This window comes from Ornithinimicrobium sp. CNJ-824, from assembly GCF_001942405.1.
Taxonomy (GTDB): Bacteria; Actinomycetota; Actinomycetes; order Actinomycetales; family Dermatophilaceae; genus Ornithinicoccus; species Ornithinicoccus kibberensis.
The window spans coordinates 74,863-88,076 of the sequence record NZ_MKKA01000055.1; the positions used below are offsets into that span (position 1 = coordinate 74,863).

Here is a 13,214-nt window from a genome sequence, read left to right on the forward strand (position 1 = left end):
CCGCCGGTAGCCTGCCCCAGGAGGAACCGTGTCCGCCATCCTCGCGATCACGCTGCTGCTGTCCGTCGTCATCGGAGTGTCCCTCGGGCTGCTCGGCGGCGGAGGCTCCATCCTGACCGTCCCGATCCTGGCCTACGTGGCCGGGATGGACGCCAAGGAGGCGATCGCGGCGTCGCTGTTCGTCGTGGGCGTCACCTCCGCGGTGAGCGTGGTCTCCCACGCCCGGCACGGGCGGGTCCGGTGGCGCACCGGCCTGGTCTTCGGCGCGGCCGGCATGGCCGGTGCCTTCGCCGGCGGGATCCTGGGGGGCTACGTCCCCGGGCAGGTCCTCATGATCGCGTTCGCGCTCATGATGCTGGCGACGGCCGTGGCGATGATCCGCGGCCGTCGCCAGGTGGACCGCGAGCCGACCACCGGCGAGCTGCCCGTCGGCAAGGTGATCGTCGAGGGCCTCGTGGTCGGCCTGGTCACCGGCATCGTCGGCGCCGGCGGCGGGTTCCTCGTCGTCCCGGCCCTGGCGCTGCTCGGCGGTCTGTCCATGCCGGTGGCCGTGGCCACCTCGCTGCTGGTCGTCGCGATGAAGTCCTTCGCCGGGCTGGCCGGCTACCTCACCAGCGTCCAGCTCGACTGGCCGCTCGTGCTGGGCGTCACCGCCGCCGCCGTGGCCGGCTCCTTCGTCGGGGCCCGCCTGGCCGGGATCATCCCCGAGCAGGTCCTGCGCAAGGGCTTCGGCGTGTTCGTCCTGGCGATGGCCTTCTTCATCCTGGCCCAGGAGCTGCCGTAGCCCTACGGCCTGTGGGTCGGCGGGGCCGCGGCCGTCGCCGCCCCGGCCGCCGTCGTCTGCTGGTTCGCCACCCCGTCCTGCCCCGTCCGGCGGTGGCTGGGAGCCCCCGCACCCCGGACGGACGCCGCCGCCGACGGGGCCCCTGCCGCCTGAGTCCGGCCCCCGGTCCGGGCCTGCGGGCGGCTGCCGTCGGTCCCGGCCAGTAGGCTCGGGCAGCGTGACCGAGCAGCCCGACCTCCACGACCCCATCAGCCCCGAGCTGCGCGCCGACGTCCGGCGCGTGTCCACCCTCCTGGGCCAGGCACTCGTGCGCCACCACGGGCAGGAGCTGCTGGACGCCGTCGAGCAGGTCCGGCTCACCACCAAGGCCAGCAAGGCCGGCGACGAGGGGGCGGCCGAGCAGGTCCGGGCCGTCCTGGCCGACCTGCCCCTGGAGCGCGCCAGCGCGCTGGTGCGCGCGTTCTCGGCATACTTCCACCTGGCCAACGCCGCCGAGCAGGTGCACCGCGTGCGCACCCTCACCTCCCGGGCCGAGGCCGACGGCTGGCTCACCTCGGCGGTGCGCGACGTCGTCGAGGCCGGAGGACCGCAGCTGCTGGCCGACACCGTCGCCGAGCTCGACGTGCGCCCCGTCTTCACCGCCCACCCGACCGAGGCGTCCCGGCGCAGCGTGCTCACCAAGATCCGCCACCTGGCCGACGTCCTCGCCGTGCCCACCGAGCCGGACACCGTCGCCCGTCGCCGGCAGGACCGTGACCTCGCCGAGCTGGTCGACCTCATCTGGCAGACCGACGAGCTCCGGCAGACGCGGCCCACGCCCATGGACGAGGCCCGCAACGCGATGTACTACCTCGACGAGGTGCTCACCGCGACCATGCCCGACCTGCTGGGGGACCTGGGGGACCTGCTGGCCGAGCACGGGGTCGAGGTCGACGTCACCCGCCCGCCGCTGCGCTTCGGCTCCTGGATCGGCGGCGACCGCGACGGCAACCCGTTCGTCACCCCCGAGGTGACCCGCGAGATCCTGCACCTGCAGGGGCGGCACGCCGTCAACGTCGCGCTGGCGCTCGTCGACGTGCTCATCTCCCAGCTGTCCTCCTCGACCGAGATCGTCGAGGTCGCCCCGGAGCTCACCGCGTCCCTCGAAGAGGACCTGGAGCACCTGCCCGGCCTGGACCCGCGCGTGCTCGAGCTCAACGCCCAGGAGCCCTACCGGCTCAAGCTCACCTGCGTGCGGGCCAAGCTGCTCAACACCGCCACCCGCCTGGACCGCGCGACCGAGCACGAGCCGGGCCGCGACTACGCCGACGGCCACGAGCTCGTCGCCGACCTGCAGGTCGTGGCCGACTCGCTGCGGGCGCACGGCGGTGACCTGGTCGCCGACGGGCGGGTCGCCCGGGCCGCGCAGACCCTCGCCGGGACGGGGCTGCACCTGGCCACGCTCGACGTGCGCGAGCACGCCGAGAAGCACCACGCCGAGCTCGGTCCCCTGCTCGACGCGGTGGGTGCCGCGGGGCAGGAGGGGTATGCCGCGCTCGACGGACCCGGGCGCACCCGGGTCCTGGCCGAGGAGCTCGCCTCCCGTCGGCCGCTGCTGACCCGGGCGGCCCCGCGCGGTCCGGTGCTGGCGATCTTCGACGAGATCCGGCACGCGGTCGCGACCTACGGCGAGGAGGTCGTGGAGACCTACATCGTCTCGATGACCCAGGGTCCCGACGACGTGCTGGCCCCGGCGGTGCTGGCCCGGGAGGCCGGCCTGGTCGACCTGGGCGGCAGCGGCGGCGAGGGGGCCTTCGCCCGGGTCGGCTTCGCGCCCCTGCTGGAGACGATCGACGAGCTCCGGGGCGCGGCCGAGCTCGTCGACACCCTGCTGTCCACGCCCGCCTACCGCGAGCTGGTCCGCCTGCGCGGCGACGTGCAGGAGGTCATGCTGGGCTACTCCGACTCCAACAAGCAGGCCGGGGTGCTGACCAGCCAGTGGGCGATCCACCAGGCGCAGCGCGCGCTGCGCGACGTGGCCGCCCGGCACGGCGTGCGGCTGCGGCTCTTCCACGGCCGCGGCGGGTCGGTCGGCCGGGGCGGCGGGCCCACCTACGACGCGATCCTGGCCCAGCCCAACGGGGTCCTCGAGGGGGAGATCAAGTTCACCGAGCAGGGCGAGGTCATCTCCGACAAGTACTCCCTGCCCGCCCTGGCCAAGGAGAACCTCGAGCTGTCCCTGGCCGCGGTGCTGCGCGCCTCGGCCCTGCACCGCGACCCGCGGACGACCGCCGACGAGCGCGAGCGCTACGGCGCCGTCATGGACGTGGCCAGCGACGCGGCGTTCGCGGCCTACCGGCGGCTCATCGACGACCCGGACCTGCCCGCCTACTTCGTCGCCGCCACGCCCGTGGACCAGCTGGGCGCGCTCAACATCGGCTCCCGGCCCGCCAAGCGGCCCGACACCGGGGCGGGCCTGGAGGGGCTGCGGGCCATCCCCTGGGTGTTCGGCTGGACCCAGACGCGGCAGATCGTCCCGGGCTGGTTCGGCGTCGGGTCCGGCCTGAAGGCCGCCCGCGAGGCCGGGCACGGCGACACCCTTCGCGAGATGCTGCGGCGCTGGCACTTCTTCGCCGCCGTGCTGTCCAACGTGGAGATGACGGTGGCCAAGACCGACCTCGAGATCGCCGCCCACTACGTCGAGACGCTCGTGCCCGCCGAGCTGCGCCACGTCTTCGAGACGGTCCGGGCCGAGTTCGAGCTCACCGTGGCCGAGCTCAAGGCGTTGACCGGCGAGGAGGACCTCCTCGACGACCAGCCGGTGCTCAAGCGCACCCTCGCCGTGCGCGACAACTACCTGGACCCGATCTCCTACCTGCAGGTCGAGCTGCTGCGCCGCCTCCGGGAGGACGCCGCCGGCGAGGTCGCGGAGGAGCAGACCCAGCAGCTCCAGCGGGTGCTGCTGGCCACGGTCAACGGCGTCGCCGCCGGCCTGCGCAACACGGGCTGACCGGGGCCTCGCGGCGGCCGGATGAGAGGACGTCTCATCCCGGAGGAGCATGATGGGGCCATGAGGAAGACACGGACGACCACCCTGGCCACGGTCCTCGCCCTCGGGCTCACGCTGGCCGCCTGCGGTGGCGCCGACGACGCGGCCGACAGCCCGACCGCGGACAGCAGCCCGTCCGCGGTCCCGGCGCCCGCGCCGACCGACGAGGACGCCACCGACGACGACCGGGCGACGGACGAGGACACCGACGACGGCGGCTCCTTCGACCCCACGGCGTCCGGGCTCGCCGCCGTCGACGTCGCCGAGACGGAGGCGGGCGGCACCGCATACCAGCTCGACGACGAGGACGGCGACGGCGGCTGGGAGGTCGACGTCGCCCTCGAGGACCGCTCCGTCGAGGTGACCGTCGGACCTGACAGTCAGGTCCTCGGGACCGAGGACGACGACCTCGACGACGAGGACCGGGCCGCCCTGGACGCGGCCACCGTCCCGCTCGCCGAGGCGGTCCAGACGGCCGTCGCGGAGGTCGGCGGTCAGCTCGACGGCGTCGAGCTCGACGACGAGGACGGCACCTGGGTCTGGGAGGTCTCCCTGGACGACACCGACGGCGGTGACGACGTCGAGGTCACGGTCAGCACCACCACCGGCGAGGTCGTCTCGGCCGACGCCTGAACCGCGGGTCGCCACCCGGGGTCGGACGCCGGAGGCTGCGCCCCGCCGGTGAGAGGATGGCGCGCATGCCCGAGGGACACACGCTGCACCGGCTGGCCGGTGCCCTGGACGCCGCCTTCGCCGGCGCCGCCCCGCACGTCACCAGCCCGCAGGGACGGTTCGCCGAGGGCGCCGCGCTGCTCGACGGCACCCTGCTGGAGCGGTCCTGGGCGCACGGCAAGCTGCTCTTCGTCGACTTCGAGGAGGGACGGACCCTCTACGTGCACCTCGGCCTCATCGGCAAGTGGTTCGTCCTGCCGGTCGCCGAGGCCCACCGGGAGACCGGCCCGCCGGTCGTCGGCGAGGTCCGGCTCCGGATCGAGGACGGGGCCCACGTCGCCGACCTCCGCGGCCCGATGGCCTGCCAGGTCGTCGACGAGCAGGAGGTCGACCGCCTCGTCGCCCGCCAGGGCCCGGACCCGCTGCAGCCCGACGACGGCACGGCCGCGGACGCGGCATACCGGAGGATCTCCCGCTCGGGCAAGTCCCTCGCCGAGCTGCTCATGGACCAGACCGTGGTGGCCGGGGTGGGCAACATCTACCGGTGCGAGGTGCTCTGGCGGCACCGCCTGCACCCGCTCCGCCCGGGCCGGTCGCTGAAGCGCGCCTCCTGGCAGCTGGTCTGGGACGACCTGGTCCGGCTGATGCCCTGGGGCGTGCGGACCGGCACGATCATCACCCTCGACGACGTCCTCGAGGACACCGTCGCCGCGCTGGGCCGCGGGGAGACCCCGGTCGTGCCGCGCGAGTTCGCCGTCTACCAGCGGACCGGGATGCCGTGCCTGCGCTGCGGGGCGACCGTGCGGCACAAGGTGGTGGCCGGCCGGAACCTGTTCTGGTGCGGCAACTGCCAGCGGCGCACCTGAGCCGGCCCGGAGGCCCGGTCAGCGCTCCACGAGGTCGACGGTCCAGCGGTAGCGGGCGGGCCGGTCGGCACCGTCCCCCGCGACGTCAGCGGTCCCCGTGGCTGCGTCGTCGCCGTGGTCGACGCCCAGGATCATGGTCAGCAGCTCCCGCGGCGCGGGGAAGTCGTCGGGGAGCGCGGCGTTGTACTCCCGGTGCGCCTCGAGCGAGCGGACGGCCGCCTCGAAGTGGTCGGTGACGTCGAGCGCGTGGGTGGCGTCCGCGCCGACCCAGCCGAGCCAGCGCACCCCCGACCACGGGTCCAGGCCCTCGTGGAGCAGGTCGCGGAAGATCCACCGGTTGCCGGCGGCGGCGACCGCGTCGAGCACCTCCCGGCCCACGACCCGGTGGTCGGCCTGGTTGAGCGCACCGCCGGCGAACCGGTCGGCGTAGGTCTGCGTGATGACGACGTCGGGGCGGACCCGCCGGATCTCCCGGGCCAGGGCGCGCCGCAGCTCCAGCCCGCCCACGAGCACGCCGTCGGCGAACCCCTCGAGGAAGCGCACGTCGTCGACGCCCACCTCCCGGGCACCGGCACGCTCCTCCTGCTCCCGGACCTCGGCGGCCTCCTCCGGCGGCATGGTGTCGATGCCGGCCTCGCCCCGGGTGACGAGCAGGTAGGTCACCTCCTTGCCCGCCGCGGTCCAGGCGGCGACGGCCGCCGCGGTGCCGTACTCGATGTCGTCGGGGTGGGCGACCACGACGAGCGCGGACCGCCAGTCCGTCGGGAAGGGGAGCAGCTCCATACCGGCCCACCCTAGGACGATTAGGGCGGCGTCGTGGCCCGCTGATAACCTGAACGATGCCGTCAGGACGGCCGCGGATCCAGAGTGCCCCGGTGAACAGGCCCGGGTTGCGCCGCGCAACGACACGAAGGAGTCGCCCATGGCGAACGAGACTGCCGCGAAGCAGGAGATCATCAAGGAGTACGCCACGACCGAGGGCGACACCGGCTCGCCCGAGGTGCAGGTCGCGCTGCTGACGCACCGCATCAAGGAGCTCACCGAGCACTCGCGCGAGCACAAGCACGACCACCACTCCCGCCGGGGTCTGCTGCTGCTCGTCGGCAAGCGCAAGCGTCTGCTGCGCTACCTCGAGCAGACCGACATCGAGCGCTACCGGTCGCTGATCAAGCGCCTCGGCCTGCGCCGCTGAACGTCGCAGGGGAGCGGTTCCCGATCGATCGGGGACCGCTCCTCCTGCGTAGGGCCGGGCTCTCGCTAGCCTGACCCGGGGGACGCGGGACGCGTCCCCACCCAGAAGGACACAGCCGGGCACAACGACGATGCCCCGTGCTGAGGAAGAGATGCAAAGGAGGGCCCATGGAGGGTCCAGAGATCACGTTCGCCGAAGCCACGATCGACAACGGCAGCTTCGGCACCCGCACCGTCCGGTTCGAGACCGGGCGTCTGGCCAGGCAGGCCGGCGGCTCCGTCACCGCCTACCTCGACGACGACACCATGCTCCTGTCGACCACGACGGCGGGCAAGTACCCCAAGGACCACTTCGACTTCTTCCCGCTGACGGTGGACGTCGAGGAGCGCATGTATGCCGCGGGCAAGATCCCGGGCAGCTTCTTCCGGCGTGAGGGCCGGCCGTCGACCGACGCCATCCTCACCTGCCGGCTCATCGACCGCCCGCTGCGCCCGACCTTCGCCAAGGGCCTGCGCAACGAGGTCCAGGTCGTCATCACCGTCCTGTCGCTCAACCCCGACCACCAGTACGACGTGCTGGCGATCAACGCGGCGAGCGCCTCGACGCAGATCTCGGGCCTGCCCTTCAGCGGCCCGATCGGCGCCACCCGCGTCTCGCTCATCGACGGCCAGTGGGTCGCCTTCCCCAACTTCTCCGACAGCGAGCGGTCGACCTTCGACATGGTCGTCGCCGGTCGCGTGGTCGGCGACGACGTCGCGATCATGATGGTCGAGGCCGAGTCGACCGACGCCACCTGGGACCTGGTGAAGAACGAGGGCAAGCAGGCTCCGACCGAGGAGGTCGTCGCCGAGGGCCTGGAGGCGTCCAAGACGTTCATCAAGGCCCTGTGCGAGGCCCAGGCCCAGCTGGCCGCCGGCTCCGCCAAGGAGGTCCAGGAGTTCCCGCGCTTCCTCGACTACGAGGACGACGCGTACGCCGCCGTCGAGGAGGCCACCGCGGCCGACCTCGCCGAGGCGCTGCAGATATCCGGCAAGCAGGAGCGGGAGGCCCGCATCGACGAGATCAAGATCGCGATGAAGAGCAAGCTCCTGGGCCTGCACTGGGACGCCGCCGGCGACAGCGACGTGACCGAGGAGGCGCCCTTCGCCGGGCGCGACAAGGAGCTGAACGCCGCCTACCGCGCCGTGCAGAAGAAGCTCATCCGCGAGCGCATCCTGCGCGACGAGGTCCGCATCGACGGGCGTGGCCTGCGGGACATCCGCGCGCTCAGCGCCGAGGTCGAGGTCATCCCGCGGGCGCACGGCTCGGCTATCTTCGAGCGGGGCGAGACCCAGATCATGGGCGTCACCACGCTGAACATGCTCCGGATGGAGCAGCAGTTGGACACCCTCTCGCCGGTGAGCCGCAAGCGCTACATGCACAACTACAACTTCCCGCCCTACAGCACCGGTGAGACCGGGCGCGTGGGCTCCCCGAAGCGTCGCGAGATCGGGCACGGTGCGCTCGCCGAGCGTGCCCTCATGCCGGTCCTGCCGACCCGCGAGGAGTTCCCGTACGCCATCCGCCAGGTGTCCGAGGCGCTCGGCTCCAACGGGTCGACCTCGATGGGCTCGGTCTGCGCGTCCACGATGTCGCTGCTCAACGCCGGTGTGCCGCTGCGCGCCCCGGTCGCGGGCATCGCGATGGGCCTGGTGTCGGCGGAGGTGGACGGTCAGATGCGCTATGCCGCGCTGACCGACATCCTCGGCGCCGAGGACGCCTTCGGCGACATGGACTTCAAGGTCGCCGGCACCAAGGAGTTCGTCACCGCGATCCAGCTGGACACCAAGCTCGACGGCATCCCCGCCGACGTGCTCGGCGGTGCGCTGACCCAGGCGCGCGACGCCCGGTTGCACATCCTCGACGTGATGAACGAGGCCATCGACGCCCCGGACGAGATGAGCCCCTACGCCCCGCGCGTCATCTCGGTCAAGGTCCCGGTCGACAAGATCGGCGAGGTCATCGGCCCGAAGGGCAAGATGATCAACCAGATCCAGGAGGACACCGGCGCGACATCTCGATCGAGGACGACGGCACCGTCTACATCGGCGCGACCGACGGCCCGTCGGCCGAGGCGGCCCGGGCCGCGGTCAACGCGATCGCCAACCCGCAGATGCCCGAGGTGGGCGAGCGCTTCCTGGGGACCGTGGTCAAGACCACGACCTTCGGGGCGTTCATCTCCCTGCTCCCCGGCAAGGACGGGCTGCTGCACATCTCCGAGATCCGCAAGCTCGTCGGCGGCCGGCGCATCGACGCCGTGGAGGACGTGCTGTCCGTGGGCCAGAAGGTCCAGGTGGAGCTCAAGGAGATCGACCCGCGCGGCAAGCTCTCCCTCGCGGCCGTCGTCGCCGAGGACGCCGAGGGCACCGGAGCGGACGCGGGCGCGTCGGGGGCCGAGCAGGTCACCACGGCCGCCGCCGAGGCCGAGGCCCCGCAGCTGCCGGGCGCCGAGACCGAGGCCCCCGTGGCCGACGCCCCGGCGGCGGACGCCCCGGCCGCGCAGGACGCGGACGGAGCGGAGTCGGACGACCAGGCCGGAGCCGGTGACGCGGGCGGGTCCTCCGCCGACGGCGAGGGCGGCGACCGCCCCCGGCGTCAGCGTCGCCGTCGTGGCGGCCGCGGACGCGGTGGCAACGGCACCGGTGAGGGTGGCGGCGAGTCCGAGGGCGGCTCCTCCGAGAGCTGACCCTCCCGCCTGAACGACAGAGGGCGGGCCCGGACCAATCGTCCGGGCCCGCCCTTCGTCGTGCCGTGGTCCGTGGGCCGCCTCAGGCGGCCGAGCGCGTGGTGCGCGGGGCGCGGTCGACCCGCGCCGCCTCACCGACGTGCCAGCGCATCTCCATCCGGGTTCGGCCGTGCGCGTCGGTCACGGGGACCCACGACATCAAGGCCGTGCCGGGTGTCCTGCGCAGTTGTCGTACCTGGGTCATGGTTCCCACCTCCTGCCGGTCGTCGTCGACCAGGCTCGTTCATCTTCTGTTCACCTACCGTACATGAAAAGATGAACGGAAGATAGACGGCAAGGGGTTCGACGGCGCGTCCTGGCCGGTGGGCGGCCCGTCGGAGGCTGCCGGTCAGGTGAACGAAAGGTGAACGGGGCGGCCCCGGCTCACCACCGGGCGCGCAGCACGCCTACGGCCTCCTCGAGGCCGAGACCGCCGCTCCGGGCCTCGCGGACGAACCGGGCGGCGGCCGCGTCGAGCTCCGCGCCCGCCCCGCTCCCGGGAGGGGCGAGCACGACGGTGCCGTTCCGACCCCGGGTCTCCACGTGTCCCTCCGCCTCGAGCTGGCGGTAGGCCTTGGCGACGGTGTTGGCCGCGACGCCGAGGTCGGCGGCGAGCCGGCGCACGGTCGGCAGCCGGGTCCCGGGCAGGAGCAGCCCGTCCCGGACCGATCCGACCACCTGGTCGCAGAGCTGCTGGAAGACCGGGGTCCGGATCCCCGGGTCGACGGTGAACCTCACCGGCCCAGCATGACAGCCGGCCGGGTCAGCGGAGGGGAACCTGCCGGGTGAGGGCGGCGACCCCGGCCTCCAGCGGGCCGCGGACCCCGGCCCGGGCGAAGGCCGCACCCACCACGAGGGCGGCCAGGGCGTGCAGGGCCAGTGCCCCGGGTCCGCCCACGCCCAGCGGGCTGGCCATGACGAGCACGTGGGTGGTGTAGAGCGTCAGCGTCGTCGAACCCGCACCCGCGAGGACCACCCACGGCGCGCGGGGCAGGAGCCGGACGAGCACGAGCACCAGCCCCAGGACGAGCAGCGCGGTGCCGGCCGTGTGGGCCAGGTCCGCGACGCTGCCGCTGTGCGGCGACCACACGCCCAGCCACCAGGGCGAGCCGGTCGGGTGCACGCCGTACATCCCGCGCCGGAGCTCCACCACCAGCTCGGGCCAGGGGGTGCCCGGCCGCCACCAGCTGGCCACCAGGTCGGCACGCGGACCCTCGGCGCGGGTGAGGCCGGCCGAGACGGCGAGGGCGAGCGCGGCCGTCCACGCCCCGACGAGCGCCAGCCTCGGCCCCCAGGCCGCCCGGCGCAGGTCCAGACGGCCCACCGCCAGGCCCACGAACAGGTAGGTCGCCCAGGTCAGCACGGGGTAGTAGCCGGTGAGCAGCAGTTCGCGCGCCAGCACGACCGGCTCGGTCAGGGACACCAGCGAGGGCACGACCGGCTGGGGCGGGCCCAGCTCGCGGCGCAGCAGGAGGCTGACCACGGGGGAGAGCAGGCCCCAGCCGACGGCCAGCGCGGCCAGCCGGCCCGGGCCCCAGTGCAGCACCGGCAGCGCGCAGCAGAACAGGACCCCGTAGAAGGTGAGGATGACCGCCAGGCCGGAGCCGAACAGGCCCAGCCACAGCCCCAGCACCGCGACGAGCAGCGCCCGGACGAGCAGCCGCCGCCGGTGGCCGGAGACGCCGCGCAGCACGTCCCGGGTGGCCAGGCCGATGCCCACCCCCGCGAGCACGGCGAACAACGCCGACGAGCGGCCCGCGACCAGCTCGAACAGCGGGTCGACCCCGCGGGCGGACCTCGGGTCCCGGGCCGGGACGAGGTGGGCGGCGAACATGCCGAGCAGGGCCAGCGCCCGGGCGACGTCGACGGCGACGACCCGGCCGCGCCCCGGCGCAGGGGTCCCTCGCGGCGCGACGACGCGGGTCAGGTCCACAGCCGCACCAGGGCGGCCGTGACCGCGGCGAGGGCCACGACCACGAGGAACGGGGCCCGCAGCACCAGCAGGACCACCGCCACCCCCACCCCGGCGGCGCGCGCGTCGAGGGTGGGCACCCCGTCGGCGAGGAACCCCTGGGTGATGATCAGCGAGCTGAGCAGCGCGACCGTCAGCAGCGGGACGACCCGGTCGATCCACGGCACCTCCAGCACCCGCTCGGGCACCAGGTAGCCCCCCAGCTTGAGCCCGTAGGCCAGGGCGCCGGCCGCCAGCACGGTGATCCACAGCGTCACGGCAGCTCCTCCGCCACGTGGCCGTCGTGCGGCCCGCCGTGCCGTCCCGGCGTCGCGTCGCGGGTCACCGGCAGCGGCGGCCCCGGGTCGTCCTCGCGGCCACCTCGACGGGGCAGCCCGACGACGAGGGCCGCGGTGGCCCCCACGAGCACCTCGACGCCGGTCGGCACGAACGGTGCGCTGACCAGCGTCAGGACCATGGCCAGCACGGCGGCGGCCAGCGGCCCGGTCCGCCCGCCGGGCCCGCGGCCCACCAGCCGCGGCCAGACGAGCGCGACGAAGGCGGCGGCGGCCGCGGCGTCGAGACCGTAGGCCCGGGGGTCGCCCATCGCCTCCCCGGCCAGCGCCCCCAGCAGCGTCGTGCCCTGCCAGACGACGAACAGCGTCACCCCGGTCGTGAAGAACCCCACCCGCGCCTGCTCGCGGGTGTCCTGCGCCAGGGCCACGGCCGTCGACTCGTCGATCGTCAGGTGGGCGGTGAGCGGGCGCACGAGCGGGCCCGGCCGCAGGACCCGGGACAGCTCCAGGCCGTAGAAGCCGTTGCGCAGGCCCAGCAGGGTGGAGGTGGCCACGGCCGCCGCCGCCCCTCCGCCGGAGCCGAGCACCCCGTAGAGGGCGAACTGCGAGCCCCCGCTGAAGATGAGCAGGGAGGTCAGGACGGTCTGCCACACGCTCAGCCCGGCGGCCACCCCCAGTGCCCCGGCGCTGACCCCGTAGAGCCCGACCAGCCCCACGGCCAGCCCCTGCCGGGCGGCAGGCGTGCGCCACCAGGGGAGGGGGTATGCCGTGGGGCCCGCCGTCACAGCCCCGCCACCAGGCGCACCTCGCGGGCCGTGCGTCCGTCGTCGTCGACGACCCGGTCGCGCCAGGCGCCGTCCGGGGCGAACCCGGCGCCCTGCAGGAAGGCGCGGGTGCCGCCCGCGTCGGCCAGGACCCAGGCGACCACGGCCTCCAGGTCGTCCGACCCCGCCCGCAGGGTGTCCACGGCCGCGTTGAGCAGGCGGGACCCGTGCCCGGCCCGTCGGGCCTCGGGGTGGACGCCGCCCTCCAGCACCGTGCCGGTCCGGTCCGGCTCGTGGCCGGGCTCGTCCTCCGCCGGGCCGACCGCGACGTAGCCGACGACCTGGGGGCCGGCCGTGGCCACGAGCAGCCGGTGGCGCGGCGACGGGGGCGACTCGAGCGAGCGACGCCATACCCCCGCGAAGCGCGGGCCGGTGAGCGCGTCCAGCACCTCCGCCGAGAGCAGGTCGCGCAGCTCGTGCTGCCAGACGAAGGCCTGGACCAGCCCGACCGCGGGGGCGTCGCTGGGGCGGGCGGTGCGCACGGCGGCGTCGGCCAGCGGCCCAGGGGCGCCGTGGCCGTGGCCGCGGGCGTGCGGCAGGTCGGGGGGAGGGTCCTGGGAAGTCATCGGGCACAGTCTCCCACCTGCCGGGGACAGGCCCCCGGCCCCGGCCCGGTATGACACCGATCCCGGCGGGCGACGGAACATCTGTCACAGGGCCGGGGGTGATCTCTGGCACACTGGAGGCATGTACGGCAACGACTTCGGCGAGGGCGCCGACCAGCAGGCGCCGCTGAACGCCACCGAGACCGAGGACTACCAGCAGGCGCTGGCCGAGCACATGGCCTACTTCGACCGGCTCGTGGCCGACGACCAGCGGATCGAGCCGCGCGACGCC

11 protein-coding genes and 2 pseudogenes are annotated in these 13,214 nt (G+C 74.3%); 6 read left to right on the plus strand and 7 right to left on the minus strand.

The genetic code is table 11. The features are described from left to right. Positions 1-28 precede the first annotated feature (28 nt). The 4 genes and pseudogenes from BJF81_RS13290 to BJF81_RS13305 all read left to right on the plus strand — a co-directional run bounded on the left by BJF81_RS13290 (position 29) and on the right by BJF81_RS13305 (position 5,350). A pseudogene (locus BJF81_RS13290) lies at positions 29-937 on the plus strand (sulfite exporter TauE/SafE family protein). A gap of 64 nt (positions 938-1,001) precedes the next feature. Further along, positions 1,002-3,773 carry a phosphoenolpyruvate carboxylase gene (gene ppc / locus BJF81_RS13295; RefSeq protein ID WP_075958742.1) on the plus strand — a complete coding sequence of 924 codons (2,772 nt, stop codon included), beginning with the start codon at positions 1,002-1,004 and terminating at the stop codon, positions 3,771-3,773. A gap of 60 nt (positions 3,774-3,833) precedes the next feature. Beyond that, the gene (locus BJF81_RS13300; RefSeq protein ID WP_075958743.1) at positions 3,834-4,445 is read left to right on the plus strand and encodes a PepSY domain-containing protein; all 612 of its coding nucleotides are present in this window, start codon (positions 3,834-3,836) and stop codon (positions 4,443-4,445) included. A 65-nt stretch (positions 4,446-4,510) separates the two neighbouring features. Further along, positions 4,511-5,350, plus strand: a complete 840-nt coding sequence (locus BJF81_RS13305; RefSeq protein WP_075958744.1) for an Fpg/Nei family DNA glycosylase — start codon at positions 4,511-4,513, stop codon at positions 5,348-5,350. A gap of 18 nt (positions 5,351-5,368) precedes the next feature. On the opposite strand, the gene BJF81_RS13310 is transcribed toward BJF81_RS13305, so the two are convergent. Beyond that, entirely contained in the window at positions 5,369-6,133 is a 765-nt protein-coding gene (locus BJF81_RS13310; RefSeq protein ID WP_075958745.1) for a PIG-L deacetylase family protein, read from the minus strand. Between the two features lie 139 nt (positions 6,134-6,272). Between BJF81_RS13310 and rpsO the strand changes: the two genes are divergently transcribed. After that, entirely contained in the window at positions 6,273-6,542 is a 270-nt protein-coding gene (gene rpsO / locus BJF81_RS13315; RefSeq protein WP_075958746.1) for a 30S ribosomal protein S15, read from the plus strand. Positions 6,543-6,709: 167 nt separating this feature from the next. Beyond that, positions 6,710-9,267: pseudogene (locus BJF81_RS13320) on the plus strand (polyribonucleotide nucleotidyltransferase). Positions 9,268-9,349: 82 nt separating this feature from the next. Here the strand turns inward: BJF81_RS13320 and BJF81_RS18125 are convergent. From BJF81_RS18125 to BJF81_RS13345, 6 genes are all read right to left on the minus strand, one after another. Continuing rightward, positions 9,350-9,511, minus strand: a complete 162-nt coding sequence (locus BJF81_RS18125) for a hypothetical protein (protein ID WP_158068695.1) — start codon at positions 9,509-9,511, stop codon at positions 9,350-9,352. 179 nt (positions 9,512-9,690) lie between these two features. Continuing rightward, positions 9,691-10,044, minus strand: coding sequence for a GntR family transcriptional regulator (locus tag BJF81_RS13325; protein WP_075958747.1), 354 nt, complete (start codon positions 10,042-10,044; stop codon positions 9,691-9,693). Positions 10,045-10,069: 25 nt separating this feature from the next. Continuing rightward, positions 10,070-11,239 (minus strand): heparan-alpha-glucosaminide N-acetyltransferase domain-containing protein, encoded by a 1,170-nt coding sequence (locus BJF81_RS13330; protein WP_075958748.1) that lies wholly within the window; start codon positions 11,237-11,239, stop codon positions 10,070-10,072. Further along, positions 11,230-11,535, minus strand: coding sequence for an AzlD domain-containing protein (locus BJF81_RS13335; protein ID WP_075958749.1), 306 nt, complete (start codon positions 11,533-11,535; stop codon positions 11,230-11,232). Before BJF81_RS13335 ends, BJF81_RS13330 begins: the two co-directional genes overlap by 10 nt. Then, a complete protein-coding gene (locus BJF81_RS13340; RefSeq protein WP_075958750.1) occupies positions 11,532-12,338 on the minus strand; it encodes an AzlC family ABC transporter permease in 807 nt (268 codons plus the stop codon). The genes BJF81_RS13335 and BJF81_RS13340 overlap by 4 nt, the downstream gene beginning before the upstream one ends. Then, a complete protein-coding gene (locus BJF81_RS13345) occupies positions 12,335-12,943 on the minus strand; it encodes a GNAT family N-acetyltransferase (protein ID WP_075958751.1) in 609 nt (202 codons plus the stop codon). Before BJF81_RS13345 ends, BJF81_RS13340 begins: the two co-directional genes overlap by 4 nt. Positions 12,944-13,214: the final 271 nt, after the last annotated feature.

Excerpts from the sequence above, each read along its gene's own strand:
- BJF81_RS13300 (WP_075958743.1), top strand. The coding sequence starts at position 3,834 with ATGAGGAAGACACGGACGACCACCCTGGCCACGGTCCTCGCCCTCGGG.
- BJF81_RS13305 (WP_075958744.1), top strand. The coding sequence starts at position 4,511 with ATGCCCGAGGGACACACGCTGCACCGGCTGGCCGGTGCCCTGGACGCC.
- BJF81_RS13310 (WP_075958745.1), bottom strand. The coding sequence starts at position 6,133 with ATGGAGCTGCTCCCCTTCCCGACGGACTGGCGGTCCGCGCTCGTCGTG.
- rpsO (WP_075958746.1), top strand. The coding sequence starts at position 6,273 with ATGGCGAACGAGACTGCCGCGAAGCAGGAGATCATCAAGGAGTACGCC.
- BJF81_RS18125 (WP_158068695.1), bottom strand. The coding sequence starts at position 9,511 with ATGACCCAGGTACGACAACTGCGCAGGACACCCGGCACGGCCTTGATG.
- BJF81_RS13345 (WP_075958751.1), bottom strand. The coding sequence starts at position 12,943 with ATGACTTCCCAGGACCCTCCCCCCGACCTGCCGCACGCCCGCGGCCAC.